18 protein-coding genes are annotated in these 16,913 nt (G+C 71.5%); 11 read left to right on the top strand and 7 right to left on the bottom strand.

Going from position 1 to position 16,913, the window contains the following annotated elements:
- Window positions 1–24: 24 nt before the first annotated feature.
- The 5 genes from ACGF3C_RS14965 (at window position 25) to ACGF3C_RS14945 (ending at window position 3,583) form a co-directional block, all read left to right on the top strand.
- Window positions 25–522, top strand: a complete 498-nt coding sequence (locus ACGF3C_RS14965; protein ID WP_091407578.1) for a polyadenylate-specific 3'-exoribonuclease AS — start codon at window positions 25–27, stop codon at window positions 520–522.
- 78 nt (window positions 523–600) lie between these two features.
- The gene (locus ACGF3C_RS14960; RefSeq protein WP_393222197.1) at window positions 601–1,104 is read left to right on the top strand and encodes a pyridoxamine 5'-phosphate oxidase family protein; all 504 of its coding nucleotides are present in this window, start codon (window positions 601–603) and stop codon (window positions 1,102–1,104) included.
- A 162-nt stretch (window positions 1,105–1,266) separates the two neighbouring features.
- Complete coding sequence (locus tag ACGF3C_RS14955) at window positions 1,267–2,295, top strand: 6-phosphofructokinase (RefSeq protein ID WP_091408060.1); 1,029 nt, start codon at window positions 1,267–1,269, stop codon at window positions 2,293–2,295.
- Between the two features lie 72 nt (window positions 2,296–2,367).
- The gene (proC, locus tag ACGF3C_RS14950; RefSeq protein ID WP_357234769.1) at window positions 2,368–3,186 is read left to right on the top strand and encodes a pyrroline-5-carboxylate reductase; all 819 of its coding nucleotides are present in this window, start codon (window positions 2,368–2,370) and stop codon (window positions 3,184–3,186) included.
- Between the two features lie 46 nt (window positions 3,187–3,232).
- Window positions 3,233–3,583: a DUF2203 domain-containing protein gene (locus ACGF3C_RS14945; RefSeq protein WP_357199709.1), complete on the top strand. Its 351-nt coding sequence runs from the start codon at window positions 3,233–3,235 to the stop codon at window positions 3,581–3,583.
- A gap of 109 nt (window positions 3,584–3,692) precedes the next feature.
- Here the strand turns inward: ACGF3C_RS14945 and ACGF3C_RS14940 are convergent, their stop codons facing one another.
- From ACGF3C_RS14940 to ACGF3C_RS14930, 3 genes are all read right to left on the bottom strand, one after another.
- Window positions 3,693–4,370, bottom strand: a complete 678-nt coding sequence (locus ACGF3C_RS14940; RefSeq protein WP_393222193.1) for a class F sortase — start codon at window positions 4,368–4,370, stop codon at window positions 3,693–3,695.
- Window positions 4,367–5,236, bottom strand: a complete 870-nt coding sequence (locus tag ACGF3C_RS14935; protein WP_357230764.1) for a DUF4397 domain-containing protein — start codon at window positions 5,234–5,236, stop codon at window positions 4,367–4,369. Before ACGF3C_RS14935 ends, ACGF3C_RS14940 begins: the two co-directional genes overlap by 4 nt.
- A gap of 109 nt (window positions 5,237–5,345) precedes the next feature.
- On the bottom strand, window positions 5,346–6,017 hold the full coding sequence (locus tag ACGF3C_RS14930) for a methyltransferase domain-containing protein (RefSeq protein ID WP_357230761.1): 672 nt from the start codon (window positions 6,015–6,017) through the stop codon (window positions 5,346–5,348).
- Window positions 6,018–6,118: 101 nt separating this feature from the next.
- On the opposite strand from ACGF3C_RS14930, the gene ACGF3C_RS14925 reads away from it, so the two are divergent.
- Window positions 6,119–6,664 (top strand): hypothetical protein, encoded by a 546-nt coding sequence (locus ACGF3C_RS14925; RefSeq protein WP_393222189.1) that lies wholly within the window; start codon window positions 6,119–6,121, stop codon window positions 6,662–6,664.
- 122 nt (window positions 6,665–6,786) lie between these two features.
- Here ACGF3C_RS14925 and ACGF3C_RS14920 read toward each other — a convergent pair whose 3' ends face one another.
- Both ACGF3C_RS14920 and ACGF3C_RS14915 read right to left on the bottom strand, forming a co-directional pair.
- Window positions 6,787–7,461: an NADPH-dependent F420 reductase gene (locus tag ACGF3C_RS14920; RefSeq protein WP_393222186.1), complete on the bottom strand. Its 675-nt coding sequence runs from the start codon at window positions 7,459–7,461 to the stop codon at window positions 6,787–6,789.
- 235 nt (window positions 7,462–7,696) lie between these two features.
- Window positions 7,697–8,188 (bottom strand): glutathione peroxidase, encoded by a 492-nt coding sequence (locus ACGF3C_RS14915; protein ID WP_357230752.1) that lies wholly within the window; start codon window positions 8,186–8,188, stop codon window positions 7,697–7,699.
- A 167-nt stretch (window positions 8,189–8,355) separates the two neighbouring features.
- Between ACGF3C_RS14915 and ACGF3C_RS14910 the strand changes: the two genes are divergently transcribed.
- The 4 genes from ACGF3C_RS14910 (at window position 8,356) to ACGF3C_RS14895 (ending at window position 13,301) form a co-directional block, all read left to right on the top strand.
- The gene (locus tag ACGF3C_RS14910; protein WP_357230749.1) at window positions 8,356–9,981 is read left to right on the top strand and encodes a glycosyl hydrolase family 18 protein; all 1,626 of its coding nucleotides are present in this window, start codon (window positions 8,356–8,358) and stop codon (window positions 9,979–9,981) included.
- Between the two features lie 183 nt (window positions 9,982–10,164).
- A complete protein-coding gene (locus tag ACGF3C_RS14905) occupies window positions 10,165–10,677 on the top strand; it encodes a hypothetical protein (protein ID WP_357233309.1) in 513 nt (170 codons plus the stop codon).
- Window positions 10,678–10,765: 88 nt separating this feature from the next.
- On the top strand, window positions 10,766–12,172 hold the full coding sequence (locus ACGF3C_RS14900; RefSeq protein ID WP_091407607.1) for a class II 3-deoxy-7-phosphoheptulonate synthase: 1,407 nt from the start codon (window positions 10,766–10,768) through the stop codon (window positions 12,170–12,172).
- Window positions 12,173–12,260: 88 nt separating this feature from the next.
- Window positions 12,261–13,301, top strand: a complete 1,041-nt coding sequence (locus tag ACGF3C_RS14895; RefSeq protein ID WP_393222182.1) for a threonine aldolase family protein — start codon at window positions 12,261–12,263, stop codon at window positions 13,299–13,301.
- 112 nt (window positions 13,302–13,413) lie between these two features.
- Here ACGF3C_RS14895 and ACGF3C_RS14890 read toward each other — a convergent pair whose 3' ends face one another.
- Window positions 13,414–14,283: a deoxyribonuclease IV gene (locus ACGF3C_RS14890; RefSeq protein WP_357233314.1), complete on the bottom strand. Its 870-nt coding sequence runs from the start codon at window positions 14,281–14,283 to the stop codon at window positions 13,414–13,416.
- The gene (pknB, locus tag ACGF3C_RS14885) at window positions 14,283–16,271 is read right to left on the bottom strand and encodes a Stk1 family PASTA domain-containing Ser/Thr kinase (protein ID WP_393222179.1); all 1,989 of its coding nucleotides are present in this window, start codon (window positions 16,269–16,271) and stop codon (window positions 14,283–14,285) included. Before pknB ends, ACGF3C_RS14890 begins: the two co-directional genes overlap by 1 nt.
- Window positions 16,272–16,459: 188 nt before the next feature.
- Here pknB and ACGF3C_RS14880 point away from each other — a divergent pair, with 188 nt between their 5' ends.
- Window positions 16,460–16,849 (top strand): Rv2175c family DNA-binding protein, encoded by a 390-nt coding sequence (locus tag ACGF3C_RS14880; protein ID WP_393222176.1) that lies wholly within the window; start codon window positions 16,460–16,462, stop codon window positions 16,847–16,849.
- Window positions 16,850–16,913: the final 64 nt, after the last annotated feature.

The raw sequence follows: 16,913 nt of genomic DNA, 5'->3' as shown, positions 1-16,913 counted from the left end.
CGGCGGTGGGCGAGGATGCCCGGAATGGTCTACCGCTACTTCTACGACTGCGAGTTCATCGAGGACGGCACGACCGTCGACCTCGTCTCGATCGGTGTCGTCGACGAGTACGGCCGCGAGTTCTACGCGGTCTCCACCGAGTTCGACGACTCCCGCGCCGTGCCCTGGGTTCGACGCAACGTGCTCGACAAGCTGCCCTCCCCGGCGGATCGGGCCTGGCGCTCGCGTGAGCGCATCCGCGACGACCTGTACGACTTCCTGATGGAGCCGATCCGGGACCGGCCGGGGGAGCAGCTGGAGCTGTGGGCCTGGTTCGCCGCGTACGACCACGTGGTGCTCGCCCAGCTTTGGGGCGCGATGCCGGCGCTGCCCCGGGAGATTCCCCGCTACACCAAGGAGCTGCGGCAGCTCTGGGACGACCGGGGTCGGCCGCCCCTGCCGGACGCGGACGCGGCCCGGCACGACGCTCTGGTCGATGCCCGGCACAATCTGGCCCGCTGGCGGGCGATGACCGCCCGTTGAGTGGTGGCCGCGCCGCCGTAGGTTTGACCGGTTCTGTCCCGGGCAACGGTTCGACCAGCCGAGCCGAGGGAGATTGCCATGAGCCACCAGCCGAGCAGCGCCGCGGAGGCACGCGCCCGTGTCACCGCCCTGGCCCGGGCCGCGCGGATCTGCATGCTCACCACGACTGCTCTGGACGGGCGTCAGGTGAGTCGCCCGATGGGGCTCCAGGAGGTCGAGTTCGACGGCGAGCTGTGGTTCTTCGCCTACGCCGACTCGGCCAAGGTCCGCCAGCTCCGGGTGAACCCGGAGGTCAACGTGGCCTTCTCCGACCAGAAGCACAACGCGTGGGTGTCGATCTCCGGCACCGCCACCGAGGGGTTCGACCGGGCCCGGGCCGAGCGGCTGTGGAACCCGCTGCTCAAGGCGTGGTTCCCCGACGGGCTGGACACCCCCGGTCTCACGCTGATCAAGGTGCACGCCAGCTCCGCCGAGTACTGGGACTCGCCGAACAGCACCGTGGTGAACCTGCTCGACTACGCCAGGGCCGCGGTCACCGGCCAGCCGCCGCAGGCCGGCGAGAACCATGAGGTGACCTACTGACCGGGGGCGGGTGCCCGGGGCGCGCTGTCGTCGTACCAGCGGGCCGACTACAGTTCGCAGTGACGGCCCGCCCCGGGCCGGCAACGGCGCCGATGGTCTGACCTGACACATACCCTGGGGCATATCGGGCTTTACCTGATGCTCCAGGAGGATGAGCGGATCATGCGTATCGGCGTGCTCACCGGCGGCGGCGACTGCCCCGGTCTCAACGCGGTCATCCGGGCGGTGGTCCGCAAGGGCGTCGCCACTTACGGTCACGAGTTCGTGGGCTTCCGGGACGGCTGGAAGGGCCCGCTCGAGGGTCTGTCCCGCCCCTTGGACATCGCCGACGTTCGCGGCATTCTGCCCCGCGGCGGCACCATCCTCGGCTCGTCCCGGACCAACCCGTTCAAGATCGAGAACGGCGTCGAGCGGATCAAGGACAACCTCGCCGCCCAGGGCGTGGACGCGCTGATCGCGATCGGCGGCGAGGACACCCTCGGCGTGGCCACCAAGCTCTACGAGCTGGGCGTGCACGTCGTCGGCGTGCCGAAGACGATCGACAACGACCTCGGTGCCACCGACTACACCTTCGGCTTCGACACCGCGGTCAACATCGCGATGGAGGCCATCGACCGGCTGCACACCACGGCGGAGAGCCACCACCGCACCCTGGTCGTCGAGGTGATGGGCCGGCACGCCGGCTGGATCGCCCTGCACGCCGGCCTGGCCGGTGGCGCCAACGTGATCCTGCTGCCCGAGCGTCAGTTCGACGTCGACCAGGTGGCCGGCTACGTCGAGAAGCGCTTCCAGCACCAGTACGCCCCGATCGTCGTGGTCGCCGAGGGCGCCCAGCCGCTCGACGGCCAGATGGTGCTCGCCAACCAGGAGCTCGACTCGTTCGGCCACGTCCGCCTCGGCGGCATCGGCCAGTGGCTCGCCGAGCAGCTGGAGGCCAAGACCGGCAAGGAGGCCCGCACCGTGGTGCTGGGCCACATCCAGCGCGGTGGCACCCCGACCGCCTTCGACCGGGTGCTCGCCACCCGCCTGGGCCTTCAGGCCATCGACGCCGTCAACGACGGCGACTGGGGCAAGATGGTCGCGATGCAGAGCACCGACATCGTCCGGGTGCCCCTCGCCGAGGCCACCCGCGAGCTGAAGACCGTGCCGCTGGAGCGGTACGCCGAGGCCGAGGTCTTCTTCGGCAGCTGATCGATCGTCGGCGGCGCGGCGGGCCTGCGGGTCCGCCGCGCCGCGACCCAATGCGAGGGGGTACGGGCCGACATGTCAGCCGGAGTGCACACGGTCGCGGTGATCGGCGCGGGCAAGATCGGTGAGCTGATGCTCTCCGGGCTGCTGCGCTCGGGATGGCCTGTGGACCGGCTGCTGGCCACCGCCCGCCGACCCGCTCGCGCGGAGGAGTTGACCGCCCGGTACGGCGTACGGGTGGTCGACAACCTGACCGCGGTGGACGAGGCCGCTGTGCTCGCGGTCTCGGTCAAGCCGCAGGACGCCGCCGCGCTCCTCGACGAGATCGGCCCCAAGGTGCCGGCCGACAAGCTCGTCATCTCGCTCTGCGCCGGTCTGCCCACCAGCTTCTTCAGCCGCCGGTTGCCCGAGGGCACCCCGGTGGTGCGGGTGATGACCAACACCCCGGCGCTGGTGGACCAGGCGATGACCGCGATCTCGGCCGGCGAGCACGCCACCGGGGCGCACCTCACGCTGGCCGAGGAGATGTTCAAACCGCTCGGCCAGACGATCCGGGTGCCCGAATCGCAGCAGGACGCTGTCACCGCGCTCTCCGGCTCCGGCCCGGCCTACTTCTACCTGCTGGTTGAAGCCATGATCGACGCGGGGATCCTGCTCGGGCTGCCCCGTCAGGTGGCGCACGAGTTGATCGTGCAGACCGCGATCGGGTCGGCGGTGATGCTGCGTGACTCCGGCGAGCACCCGGTCAAGCTGCGCGAGGCGGTCACCTCGCCGGCCGGCACCACCATCTCCGCGATTCGTGAGCTGGAGAAGCACGGCGTACGCGCGGCGCTGCTCGCCGCGCTGGAGGCCGCCCGGGACCGCGCCCGCGAGTTGGCGGCACAGGCCGACTGAGCGATCGGGGCGCGCCACGAGGCCGTGCGTGCCGCATACTGGCCCGGTGTTCACACTTGCCCAGGCCCGGCACCTGGTGGCCACCCTGCAGCCGCGCGTCGACGAGTTGATCCGGGTCCGGGCCGACCTGGCCGAGTTGCGCGCCGACCTGGGTGACCACGGCATGAGCGCGCTCGGCGGTCTGGCTGAGGTCAAGGCACTGGAAGCTCGGTTGCACGCCGTCGTCGACGAGCTGCACCAGCACGACATCCAGGTCAAGGGCATCGCCCCGGTGCTGCTCGACTTCCCCGGGGAGCGGGCCGGCCGCGCCGTGCTCTGGTGCTGGCTGGAGGGCGACTCCGACGTGCGCTGGTACCACCGGGCAGAGTGCGGCTTCGCCGGCCGCCGCCCCCTCTGACCCCTCGCGCCTCACCCGCTTGATCCACTCGGGTTCATGGAAATCGCGCTATTCGAGCGCGGCGGACGCCCCGACTTCCGTGAACCCGAGTGGATCAAGGCTGCGCGACTCAGCCTGCGGCGGACGTCGGCAGGACCGGGTCGGGGGCATCGGTCACCGCGAACACCACAACGTTGTCGACGTAGTGGCCCCGCCGCCGGTCGAAGTCGCCCCCACAGGTGACCAGGCGCAGCTCCGCCCCGGGCGTCGGGCCGTAGACCACCGCTGTCGGAAACTGGTCCTTGCGGGTACGCAGCGACCCGGTCACCCGGAACGGCAACCGCTGCCCGCCGCGCCACACCTCCACCAGGTCGCCGGGTCGTAGCTCGCCGAGCCGGGCGAAGACCGCCGGGCCGCGTCGGGAGTCCAGATGCCCGGCGAGGACGGCCGGACCGGTGTCGCCCGGGGCCGGGCCGCCGCCGTACCAGCCAGCGGTGTGGAAGTCGGTCGGCGGGATCAGCACGCCGGCGCGGTCCAGACCGAGCACTGTGAGCGGTGAGTCGACGTCGATGCGCGGTACGCGTACCCGCGTGGGTGGACCGTGTGGCGTGGGCGCGGCGGCCACCGACGGGCAGTCGTCGCCGCAGCCGGGGTGCCAGCTCGCCGCCGGTGGTGGCGGGCCGGTGGTGGCCAGCCCGACCCCGGTGCCGGCGGCCAGGCAGACCGCCGCGCCGGCCGCGACCAGCGCGGCCAGCGGTGTCCGGCGCTCACGGTGCCGCCGGATCGACGGGTCCGGCCCGGCGTTCACCAGGTGGTGCGCCGCCGCCGACGCCAGAGCAGCAGGGCCACCGCGCCGGCCGCCGCGGCCAGACCGCCGGCCACCAGGGGGTACGCGTCGAGCCCGGCCCCGGCGGTGCCACCGGCGCCGGTGTCCACCCCGCCGGCCGGGACGACGGTGCCGCCCTCGGCGTCGCGGCGCAGCTCGGCGGTGAGCCCGCCCTGTTTCGCGTCGAGCACCAGCAGCGAGTAGACGGCGCCGCCGGTGAGCCGAACCTCGGCGTCGGCGCTCGGCCCGCCGGCGCCCGTCAGCTTCAGCCGCCAACTGCCCGGCTCGACCTGCTGGTAGTCGGTCGTGGTGGCGAACTGCACCCCGTCGGCGATCGTCGGACCGTTGGCGGCGGCGACGTCGAGCACCGGGGTCCGCACCGAGGCCTGTACGACCCGCACCTTGGCGCGGCCGTCGGTGGGGGCGCTGAGATCGTCGTTGAGCACCCGCAGGCCGAGGTCGGCGTGCCGCCCGACACCGGCCACCGTGAACGCGTCCCCGCTGGTCACCGCGACCTCGGTGGTGAGCACCGGGGGGTCGCTGGCGGGCGCGCCGGCCTCGCGCATGGCCACCGCGTACCGGCCCGGCGCGAGTTCGAGATAGTCGGAGACCACGCCGTAACCGACCCCGGGGAAGACCTGCGGCTTCGCCGCGCCCGGTGCGGCAAGGTAGACGTCCACCGCCGGGGTGTCCGGGGACAGGTGCGCGAGCCGGACGTATCCGACGGTGTCCGCGCCGGTCGTGGCGTCCGCCGGAACCGGAATGGCGGCGGTGGCGAGGGCGGTGCCGAGCAGGAGCGCGCCGGAGCCGGCCAGCAGCCGGCGGGGCACGGTACGGAGCGTGTGCATGTCGCCTCCGGGGGCACGTTCGGTGAGCGGGCGGCAACCCAGAGAACAGGGTCCCGTGAACAGGACTGTGACGCAAGTTGCCACAGCGATGTTTTATCGCTGTCGCTCTCTACCGATCGCGGATGGCGAGGAGGCCGAACAGGTCGGGGACTCCGCCCGGTCCCGCCTCGACGACCCGGACCAGCCGAAGGCCGGCGTCCACTGTCGCGTTCACCAGGTCGGCGAGGGGGACGTGCCAGGCTCCCACCCGTACCCGCACGCCGGTGACGTTCCAACTGTCGAAGCTGTACGACCGGTCGGCGTACCGCGCGTCGACGACGACACGCGGATGCTGACTCCAGTCGGCGAACGCGCCCACGAAACACGGGTGCACACCCACGTGGACGAAGCGTCCGCCGGGACGCAGCACCCGGGCGACCTCGCGCAGCACGGCCGGATAGTCGGGCAGGTCGGTGCTGGCCAGCACGCACGTCGCGGCCGGCAGCGACGCGCCGGCGACCGGCAGGGCGCCCGCGTCACCCCTGATCACCGGCAGCCGCCCTCGCGCGTGCCGCAACTGCCCGCCCGACAGGTCCACGCCCACCGGCGTCCAACCCAGACCTGTCGGTACCGGAGCGTGCGCGCCGGTACCGCAGCAGATGTCGAGGCAGGGACCTTCGCCCGCGCCGAGCAGGTCCGCGACCGTCGCGTGCACCCGGCGCAGGTAGTCGCCGCCGCCGGAGATGAAGCTCTCGTACCAGTCCGCGTGGGCGTCGTACGCCGGTGTGCTCGTCGTCCCCATTCGCCGAGGCTACGAGTCGGCGCCCACCCGTGAAACCCGTTCTTCCGGAGGCAGAAGTGGGGCGTTTGCGTCTGCTCACGTGTGGCTACTGAGCAGCAGTGGTGACGAAAGTCGATGCAGGGGACACCTGGTTCCGACGATCCCGCTGGCGGGTGCTGGCCCGGGTGGCCTGCGCGGGACTGGTGGTCCTGCCGGCCTTCGCGTTGCTCAGCGTCGCGTTCGGCAACGCCTGGTACCACCCGCTTCCGCACGGGCCGATACTTCTGCTGGCGGCGATCCGCTACCCCGTGCAATTACGACGCCAGGGTGGGCTGCCACTTCGGCTGACCCGCGACTTCCTCGAACTGACAGTGCCTGCCGGCGGGACGGTGCAGGTCGACTGGGCCGACCTGCACCGAGCCGAGGTACGCGGCCGGATCAGCCCGACCCTGATCGTCGACATCGCTGATCGGGATCGGACCCGGCCGGTGCTGAACCGCTGGGACTGGGGTCGGGTGGGCGTGTGGAACCGAGCGCGCGGGCGAAACTCGCAGGAGGTTCACCTGTCGTTGGTTGCCGTCACGCCGAACCTCCACCGGCTGCGCACCGAACTGGCGCACCGGGCGGCCGGCGTTGCCGAAGAGCCGTCGCCCGACCCCACGACCTGACTCCGCGCAAGCCCCGCGCCGGCCGTTGCCGGGCCACCGGGACCACGCGACGACGAACTCGCCGCCGCCCTCCACACGCCGCCCAGGTAGGCGGTCGCGGGCAGGGCGGCGGCTGGCCCTGCTCAGCGGGTGGCGGCGGCCACGGCGGCGCGTACCTTCGCGGCGTCGCCCGGGGCCGGGTGATCCCAGTCGGTCGGGCTCGCCGAGTAGAGCGTGCCGTACGCCGGGGTGTCCGGCTGGTAGCGCCACCCCTCGGCCAGCGGGCCGACGTCCACCGCGTCGTAGCCGATCTGGTCCAGGAAGGCGGTCACTTCGGCCTTCGCGGCGGCGTCGTCACCGGCGATCGCGAGGGCGCTGCGGTCGGCCGCGTCGGTCGGCCGGGAGAGCGCGGCCAGGCCCTTGAAGTAGATGTTGTTGAAGACCTTGACCACTCGGGAGTCCGGCAGGTGCCGCTGGAGCAACTCGCTGCTGGTGGTCTCGCCGGAGTCCAGCTCGGGGAAGGTGCCATCGCGCTGCGGGTAGTAGTTGTTGGTGTCGATGACGACCTTGCCGGCCAGCGGTTCGACGGGCACCGCCCGGTACGCCTTCAGCGGGACGCTGACGACCACCAGGTCGCCCACCTGCGCGGCGTCCTGCGCGGTGCCGGCGCTGGCGTGCTCGCCCAGCGTCTCCACCAGGTCGGTGAGGGTCTCCGGGCCCCGCGAGTTGCTCAGCACCACGTCGTAGCCGGCGTCGACGGCCAGCCGTGCCACGGTGCCGCCGATGTTGCCACTGCCGATCAGTCCCACAGTTGTCATGCTCGTTCCCAACTCCGTCCACCCACGACGCATTCCCGACCAGACTGGTGGGTTATTCTGGTCACCCGCTGTCGGTAGCTGCGCAGACTGCTCGCGATCGTCGTCGGCCCGGCGGAAGCCTGGTCGCGCTGCGGGCCTGCCCGCCCAACGTACCGCTCACGCCGACCGCGCGAACCGGCTCTCCGAGGACCTGCCACTCTCCGGTGACGAGCGGCCCGGAGTCGGGAGGCCCGGCTCAGGGGGTGGGAAGGGTCTTCTCGATGGCTGCGCGCAGGTCGTCGGAGTCGGGCGCGACAGTGGGGGCGAAGCGGGCGGCGACCGAGCCGTCCGGGGCCACCAGGAACTTCTCGAAGTTCCAGCGCACATCGCCGGTGTGCCCGTCGGCGTCCGGGGTGTTCACGAGCGCGGCGTAGAGCGGGTGTCGGTCCGGGCCGTTGACGTCGACCTTCTCGGTCAGCGGGAACGTGACCCCGTAGTTGACCTGGCAGAAGTCGCTGATCTCGGCGGCGCTGCCCGGCTCCTGCCCGGCGAACTGGTTGCACGGCACGCCGAGTACCACGAGGCCCTGGTCGGCGTAGGAGTCGGCGAGCGTCTGGAGGCCGGCGTACTGCGGGGTGAGGCCGCAGCGGGAGGCCACGTTGACGACCAGCATCGCCTTGCCGCGGTGGCGGGCCAGGTCGGCGGGGCCGCCGTTGAGGGCGTCGATCGGGATGTCGAAGACGGTCATGGGCCGAGGTTACGCGTCGGCCGTGCGTTGACCCGGGGTGGGCGCAGCGTACGCACTCCGTGCACCAGGAGAAATCGAAACATGCGCATCTTGACGAACTGATGACGGCGTGAGTACCGTCTCACCATCTCTTTTGGAAAGTTTCCTAACAGTTCGGGAGACGCCGCATGAAAAGATCGCTCCGCCGGGCCCTCTGGGCCGGTGCCGTGGTCGCCGTGACCGTCGCAGCGGTGCCGGTGACCACCGCGTTCGGCGCCGGCACGGTCACCACCACCTTCACCAAGGCGCAGGACTGGGGGACCGGTCACGAGACGAGGGTGACAGTCACCAACGGCTCCAGCGCCACTGTCACCACCTGGCGCATCGAGTTCGACCTGCCGTCGGGCACCACCATCAGCAGCGCGTGGGACGCCGACGTCACCAGCAGCGGCAACCACTACGTCGCGGTCAAGAAGAGCTGGGCCGGCGGCATCGCCCCCGGCGCCTCGTTCAGCTGGGGCTACAACGGCAGCGGCGCCTACAAGGCACCGCTGAACTGCACCATCAACGGTGCCGCGTGCGGCGGCGGAACGACCCCGCCGACCACCACGCCCCCGACCACCACCCCGCCGACCACGACGCCCCCCACCACGCCTCCACCCACCACTCCGCCGCCGACCACTCCGCCGCCGAACACCGGCGGCAAGAAGGTCGTCGGCTACTTCGCCGAGTGGGGCGTCTACGGGCGCAACTACCACGTCAAGAACATCCAGACCAGCGGCTCCGCCGCCAAGCTGACCCACATCCTGTACGCCTTCGGCAACACCACCGGTGGTCGCTGCTCCATCGGCGACAGCTACGCCGACTACGAGAAGGCGTACACCGCGGCGGACAGCGTGGACGGCGTCGCCGACACGTGGGACCAGCCGCTGCGGGGCAGCTTCAACCAGCTGCGCAAGCTCAAGCGGTTGAACCCGCACCTCAAGGTGATCTGGTCGTTCGGTGGCTGGACCTGGTCCAGCGGCTTCACCCAGGCCGCGCAGAACCCGGCCGCGTTCGCCGAGAGCTGCTACAACCTGGTCGAGGACCCGCGCTGGGCGGACGTCTTCGACGGCATCGACGTCGACTGGGAGTACCCCAACGCCTGCGGTCTGACCTGTGACACCAGCGGCCCGAACGCGTTCAAGAACGTGATCGGCGCGTTGCGGTCGAAGTTCGGCTCCAGCGCCCTGGTCACCGCCGCCATCACGGCGGACGGCACCAACGGCGGCAAGATCGACGCCACCGACTACGCCGGCGCCATCGGCAACCTCAACTGGCTGATGCCGATGACGTACGACTACTTCGGCGCGTTCGCCGCCCAGGGTCCGACGGCACCGCACTCCCCGCTCACCTCGTACAGCGGCATCCCGACCGCCGGCTTCTACTCGGACGCGGCGATCCAGAAGCTCAAGAGCAAGGGCGTACCGGCCAACAAGCTGCTGCTCGGCATCGGCTTCTACGGCCGGGGCTGGACCGGCGTCACCCAGGCCGCCCCGGGCGGCAGCGCCACCGGTGCGGCAGCGGGCACCTACGAGGCGGGCAACGAGGACTACAAGGTCCTCAAGAACACCTGCCCGGCCACCGGCACGATCGCCGGCACCGCGTACGCCAAGTGCGGCAACAACTGGTGGAGCTACGACACCCCGTCGACCATCAACGGCAAGATGACGTACGCGAACAACCAGGGCCTCGGTGGCGCGTTCTTCTGGGAGCTCTCCGGTGACACGAGCAACGGCGAGCTCATCGGCGCCATCAAGGGCGGTCTCGGCTGAGCCGAGGGCCGACGCACCACCCACACGGCGGGAAGGGGCCCGCACCGTCCCTTCCCGCCCGTGACACAGCGGCCCGGCCGACGCCCAGCGCGTCGACCGGGCCGCCGCCGTTGGGCTCGTACAGCCGGATGTGGCAGACTCGCGGCTCGGCACGTCTCGATCTCACCGCCGACGGAGGTGATCATGCGACCGATACACAGCAGGCTGGCGGCGACCGCCGCCGGGCTGATGCTGCTGCCGGTTGCCCTGGTCGGCTGCGGGATCGGCGACAAGGACGAGGAGAAGTCGGCCCCCAAGCCGGCCCGGGCCCCCGCCGAGGAGGCCGCCACCCGCTCCCGTGAGCGCGTGCAGGCGTACCTCGACGCCATGACGGCCAAGGACGTCGCCGCCGGCCGCAGCCAGCTCTGCGCTCTGCTGCACGACGGCTTCGACCGTGGCGCCACCGGCCCCAACGGCGACTTCGCCGACCACTTCCAGGTTCCGGAGGCGGCCATCACGGACATCCGGTCCGGTCCGCTCGGGCAGGAGGTCCGCGTCTCGGTCTCGGTCGCGGTCGGCAAGCGCACAGTCGTCCGGCCGTTGGTCTTCACCGTGACCCGCGACGGCAGCGACTGGTGCATCGCCGGGGAGGCGCCGGACGCAACCGCGGTCGCCAGCCCGACGCCGACCGGTGTGGTCCCCTCGCCCGCGTCCTGACCAGCGCCCCGGCAGATTGATCTCCCATCTGCCGGAACCGTCCCCCTCGCCGCCCGGCCACCCCGACCGTCGCCGTACGCTTTCTGTCATGCGCCATGAGTGGCATCAGCTGAGCCATCCCGCGGTGGGCAGCCCGGGCCTGCAGACCAGCCGACCGACGATCGATTCCGCCGAGGACGCCGCGCTCGGTCTGGACCGATGGCGGGAACTGCCCCGCGAGCAGGTCCCGCCGTGGTCCGACCCGGCCGCCGTGGCAGCGGTCTGCAAGGTCCTCGACACAGTGCCGTCCGTCGTCGCGCCCTACGAGGTGGACCAGCTCCGGCAGAAGCTCGCCCTGGTCTGCGAGGGCAAGGCGTTCCTGCTGCAGGGTGGTGACTGCGCCGAGACGTTCGTGGACAACACCGAGAGCCACCTGCTGGCCAACGCCCGCACCCTGCTCCAGATGGCGATCGTGCTCACCTACGGCGCGTCGCTGCCGGTGGTCAAGGTCGCCCGGGTCGCCGGGCAGTACACGAAGCCCCGCTCGCTGCCGACCGACGCCCGCGGCCTGCCCGCCTACCGCGGCGACATGATCAACTCGCTGGAGGCCGACCCGGCCGCCCGGGTCGCCGACCCGCAGCGCATGATCCGCGCGTACGCGAACTCGGCGGCGGCGATGAACATGCTCCGGGCGTACCTCGCCGGCGGGCTCGCCGACCTGCACGCCGTGCACGACTGGAACAAGGGCTTCGTGAAGAACTCCCCGGCGGGGGAGCGTTACGAGGCGATCGCCCGGGAGATCGACCGGGCGCTGGCCTTCATCCGGGCCTGCGGCATGACCGACGACGAGGCGCTGCGCACCGTCACGCTCTACTGCTCCCACGAGGCCCTGGCCCTGGAGTACGACCGGGCGCTCACCCGGGTCTCCGACCGTCGGGCGTACGGGCTCTCCGGGCACTTCCTGTGGATCGGCGAGCGCACCCGGCAGATCAGCGGCGCGCACATCGATTTCATCTCCCGGATCGCCAACCCGATCGGGGTCAAGCTCGGCCCGACGACCTCCCCGGACGAGGCGATCGAGTTGTGCGAGAAGCTCAACCCGGACAACATCCCCGGTCGGCTCACCCTGATCAGTCGGATGGGCAACCACCGGGTACGCGACGCGCTGCCGCCGATCGTCGCCAAGGTCACCGCCGCCGGGGCCAAGGTGGTCTGGCAGTGCGACCCGATGCACGGCAACACGCACGAGTCGTCCAACGGCTACAAGACCCGGCACTTCGACCGCATCGTCGACGAGGTGCTCGGCTACTTCGAGGTGCACCGGGGGCTGGACACCCACCCCGGCGGCCTGCACGTCGAGTTGACCGGCGAGGACGTCACCGAGTGCCTCGGCGGCGCCCAGGGGATCGAGGATCTCGACCTGCCCGACCGGTACGAGACTGCCTGCGACCCCCGACTGAACACCCAGCAGTCGTTGGAGTTGGCCTTCCTCGTAGCGGAGATGCTGCGTGGCTGAGCTTGCGAGCCCGCAGTCGGCAGTCGGAGGATGACCATGGCTGACGCGAGGAGTGAGCTTGCGAGCCGGCAGTCGGCAGTTGAAAGGGATGACAGTGCCTGATCTTTTCGTGGACCTGCGGTCCGACACGGTGACCCGACCCACCGCCGGGATGCGGGAGGCGATGGCCGCCGCTGAGGTCGGTGACGACGTCTACGGCGAGGACCCGAGCGTCAACGCGCTGGAGGCCGAGGTCGCCGCGTTGTTCGGGCACGAGGCGGCGCTGTTCGCCCCGAGTGGCTCGATGGCGAACCAGATCGCCCTGCAACTGCTGGTCTCGCCCGGCGACGAGTTGCTCTGTGACGCCGACGCGCACGTGGTCACGTACGAGATCGGCGCCGCGGCCGCGTACGGCGGGATCTCCTCGCGGACCTGGCCCTCGGTGGGCGCGGACATCGACCCGGAGGTGGTGGCCGGGATGATCCGGCCGGACGGTTACTTCGCCGTCCCCACCCGCGCGATAGCCGTCGAACAGACCCACAATCGCGGCGGCGGCGGGGTGATTCCGCTGGCGACCCTGCGGGATCTGCGCGGGGTGGCTGACGAGGCGGGCGTCGCGCTGCACTGTGACGGCGCCCGGATCTGGCACGCGCACGTCGCCGACCGGGTGCCACTGATCGAGTACGGCCGGCTCTTCGACACGCTGTCGGTGTGCCTCTCGAAGGGCCTCGGCGCGCCGGTCGGTTCGCTGCTGGTGGGCAGCGCGGACAAGATCGAACGTGGCCGGCTGATCCGTAAGCGGATGGGCGGGGGCATGCGCCAGGCCGGCATCCTCGCCGCCGCCGGTCGCTACGCGCTCGCGCAGCACATCGACCGGTTGGCCGACGACCACGCGAAGGCGGCCCGGCTCGCCGAGGCGGTCGCGCCGTTCGGTGTGCTGGCCACCACTGTCCGTACCAACCTGGTCGCGCTGGACCTCACCAAGCACACCCTGGACGCCCGGGCCCTGGCCGCCGCGGCGCGGGCCGAGGGCGTGCTGATCTCCGTGCTCGGCCCCCGTACCGCCCGCCTGGTCACCCACCTGGGCGTCAGCGACGCGGACATCGACCGCGCCCTGGCAGCCCTACCCCGCATCCTCGCCGCAGCCTAAAACCCCACCCACCCACCCACCCACCCCGGCCCCCGTTCACCTCGGTGATCAAGAGGTTGGCGTCAGATTCCGACCGCGGGCTGACGCGAACCTCTTGATCAACAAGGGTGGGTCAGGGGTGGGACAGGCGGGTGAGGGTGGCGATGTCGGCGGCGTGGCCCACGTGCTTCTCGCTGGGGGTTTCCACGACAATCGGGACGCCAGCGGTCGCCGGGTGCGCCATCAGCTCGGCGAAGGCGGGCTCGCCGATGCTGCCCTTGCCGATGTTCTCGTGCCGATCCCGGGTGGAGCCGCACAGATCCTTCGAGTCGTTGGCGTGAATCAGCCGCAGCCGGTCCGCGCCGACAGTGGCCACCAGGGTGTCCAGGGTCGCCGTCATGCCGCCCTCGGCCGCCAGGTCGTGGCCGGCCGCCCAGGCGTGGCAGGTGTCGAAGCAGACCCCGAGCATGGGGTGCCCGTCCACCGCGTCCAGGTAGGGCCCGAGCTGCTCCACCCGGGAGGCCAGTGAGCGGCCACCGCCGGCGCTCGGCTCGACCAGCAACATCGGCCCGCCAGCGTCGGCAGCCCAGTCGAGCAGCGGCAGCAGCACCTCGCGGACCTGTCCCATCGCCGCCTCGGCGTGCCCCTCGTCCACCGAACTGCCCGCGTGGAACACCACCCCGCGCGCACCGATCGCCACGCCCCGACGAAGCGCGTGCGCCAGCGTCTGGCCCGACTTCTCGACAGTGGCCGGGGTGGGCGAGCCGAGGTTGACCAGCAGAGCGGCGTGGATGAACGCGGGAATGCCCCGCTCGGCGAAACCGTCGCGGAACAGCGCGTCCTGCACCGGGTCGCCGTCGGGCAGTGCCCAGCCTCGCGAGTTGGAGACGTAGACCTGCACCACCTGCGCGCCGGTCGCGTCGGCGTACGGCAGGGCAGCCTTCGCCAGCCCACCCGAGGTCGGAGTGTGCGTGCCCACCGGCCGCGCGGAGATCGTCGGCATCAGAAGCACGTCAGGGTGACCGGGGTGCCGGGCGCCACCTGCGAATTCTCGCCCGGAATCTGGATCCGGACCACGGCGTTCGGGTTGATCGCCATCGTCACCGGGAAGCCCTGGCCCTCCAACGCCTGCTTGGCCTGCTGGCACGGCAGGTCGATCACCCGCGGCATGGCGAGCAGCGGTGGCCCCTTGCTGACGTCCAGCTTGACCTCGGTGCCCTTCTCCACACCGGCGCCATCGGCCGGGCTCTGGCCGAGGATCTCGTCCCTCGGCTTGTCGGATTCCTTGTAGGTCTCCTTCAGCACCAGGTTGAGCTGGGCCAGGGTCGTTCGGGCGTCGGTCAGGCTCTTGCCGACCAGGTTCGGCACCGTCACCGGCGCCCTGCCCCGGCTCAGAATGAGGGTGACCTTCGCACCGGGTTTGACCTCGGTGCCGACCTTGGGGGAGCTGTCCACCACGACCCCGGCCGGCAGGCTGTCGTCGTAGCGGGGGGTGCCCTTGGCCACCACCAGCTTCACGTTGACCAGATCCGCCTCGGCGAGCTCGAACTCCTTGCCGATCACGTCCGGTACGGGGAAACGCTCCGGACCGAGGGAGAGGGTCAGGGTGATCGTGCCGCCCTTGAGGATCTCGGCGGCGGAGGCCGGGTTCTGCTCCAGCACGCTGTCCTTCGGGGCCTTCTCGTCGAAGCGCGGCTCAGCGTACTCGACGAGAAGCCCGGCGCGGTCGGCCCGCGCCTGCGCATCGGCCTTGCTCAGGCTCACCAACTGCGGAGCGTCCGTGTAGCGGCCGACGCCGAACCACCAACCCCCGAGCGCGGCCACCAGGCCCAGCGTCACGACCACGGCCGCGACGGCCAGCCGGCCACGAGGGCTGCTCAGCAGCGTGCTGCGCAGCGCGGCGAGCCGGGCGCCCAGGCCCTCCGCCGGCTCCGGGGCGGCCCGACGCCGCCCCGGCCCCTGGCTGCTGGCGCCCTCGGGCAGGCGTGCCCAAGACGGGCGGTTGGGCGGCTGGAGCGTCGCGACCATCATGGTCGGCTGGGAGAGCGACGGTGCGTCACTGATCGGGCTGAGTACCGCGGTGTGGCTGTTGGCGTCGCCCAGACGATCCCGGGCCACCTGCACCTCGGTCAACAACGCGCCGGCGTCCGCGGGCCGTGCTCCCGGGTCGCGGCGGGTGGCCCGCTGCACCAGGTCGTCGAGGACCGACGGCAGGCCCGGCACCAACGTCGAGGGCGCCGGCACGTCCCGGTCGACGTGCTGCCAGGCGACGTCCACCGGGCGGTCCCCGTCGTACGGCACCCGACCGGTGAGCATCTCGAAGAGCACGATGCCGGCCGAGTAGACGTCGGTGCGCGGATCGGCGCGGCCCTCGGTGACCAGCTCCGGGGCGACGTACGCCACGGTGGCCATCAGCTGGTTGCCCTGCTCCTCGTCGGCGCTCGCCTCGACCGCCCGGGCCAGCCCGAAGTCGGCCACCTTCACGACGCTGTCGACCAGGTTGGCGACGCCACCGGTAGGCGCCTCCGCGACCAGCACGTTCTCCGGCTTGACGTCGCGGTGCACGAGACCGGCCCGGTGCGCGGCGGCGATCGCGGCGAGCATCTGCTCGGCGATGGCCAGCGCCTCGTCCGGGTTGAGCCGGCGTCGCTCGGCCAGCACGTCCCGCAGCGTGCGGCCACGGACGTACTCCATCACCAGGTACGGGAGGCCGGCGTGCGTGCCCTGGTCGTAGACCGCCACCACGTTCGGGTGGGTCAGCCGGGCGATGGTCTTCGCCTCGTCGGTGAACCGGGCCACGAAGTTGGCGATCCGGGCCCGTGCCTCGCTCGCCTGGGTCGGGTGAATGATCTTGACAGCGACGGTGCGCTCTAGGCGTTCGTCGGTGGCGGTGTACACGGTCGCCATGCCACCACGGGCCACGCGACCGCGAATGCGGTAGCGCCCGTCGATCAGCGAGCCCAGCAACGTGTCGGCGACCTGAGTGTCCATCGGCAGGCAGTCTATGTGTCCAGAGGGTGAAGGATGAACAGGATGCTACAGCCGTACGCCGAACCGGTCCGTCCCGCCGCGTTCTCGGCCCCTTGTTCGCTGGTCAGCGGCGATCAGGAAAGAGGACGCGGAGGGGCCGCCCGGGGTGCCGGTGGCTCGTCGCGGCGGCGGCGTGGCAGGGTGGTCGGGTGACCGAACCCGTACCCGACCAGGCCGCGCCCGGCCTGGAGCTCGCCGGCCCCACCGACCCGGCCGACTGGTTGACCCTGCCCGACGTCGCCGAACGCCTCGACGTGTCGATCAGCAAGGTGCACCAGATGATCCGTGACCGGGAGCTGTTGGCGGTCCGCCGCGACGGCGTCCGCCGGATCCCAGCGGACCTGGTTGCCAACCAGACCGTGCTCAAGCACCTGCCCGGCGTGCTCAATCTGCTCGCCGACAACGGCTACAACGACGAGGCCGTCCTGCGTTGGCTCTACGAACCGGACGACACCCTCCCCGGCGCCACCCCGGCCGCCGCCCTCTCCGGCGACCAGGCCCGCGAGGTGAAGCGCCGAGCCCAAGCCCAAGGCTTCTAACCCCCCACCCGCCTTCGGTGTTTCCGCGCCTTCCGGCGTTGATCATGAGGTTGGCGGCGCGAGA

Source organism: Micromonospora sp. NPDC047762 (assembly GCF_043204655.1).
Taxonomy (GTDB): Bacteria; Actinomycetota; Actinomycetes; order Mycobacteriales; family Micromonosporaceae; genus Micromonospora.
This window is presented reverse-complemented; position numbering and strand designations above follow the sequence as displayed.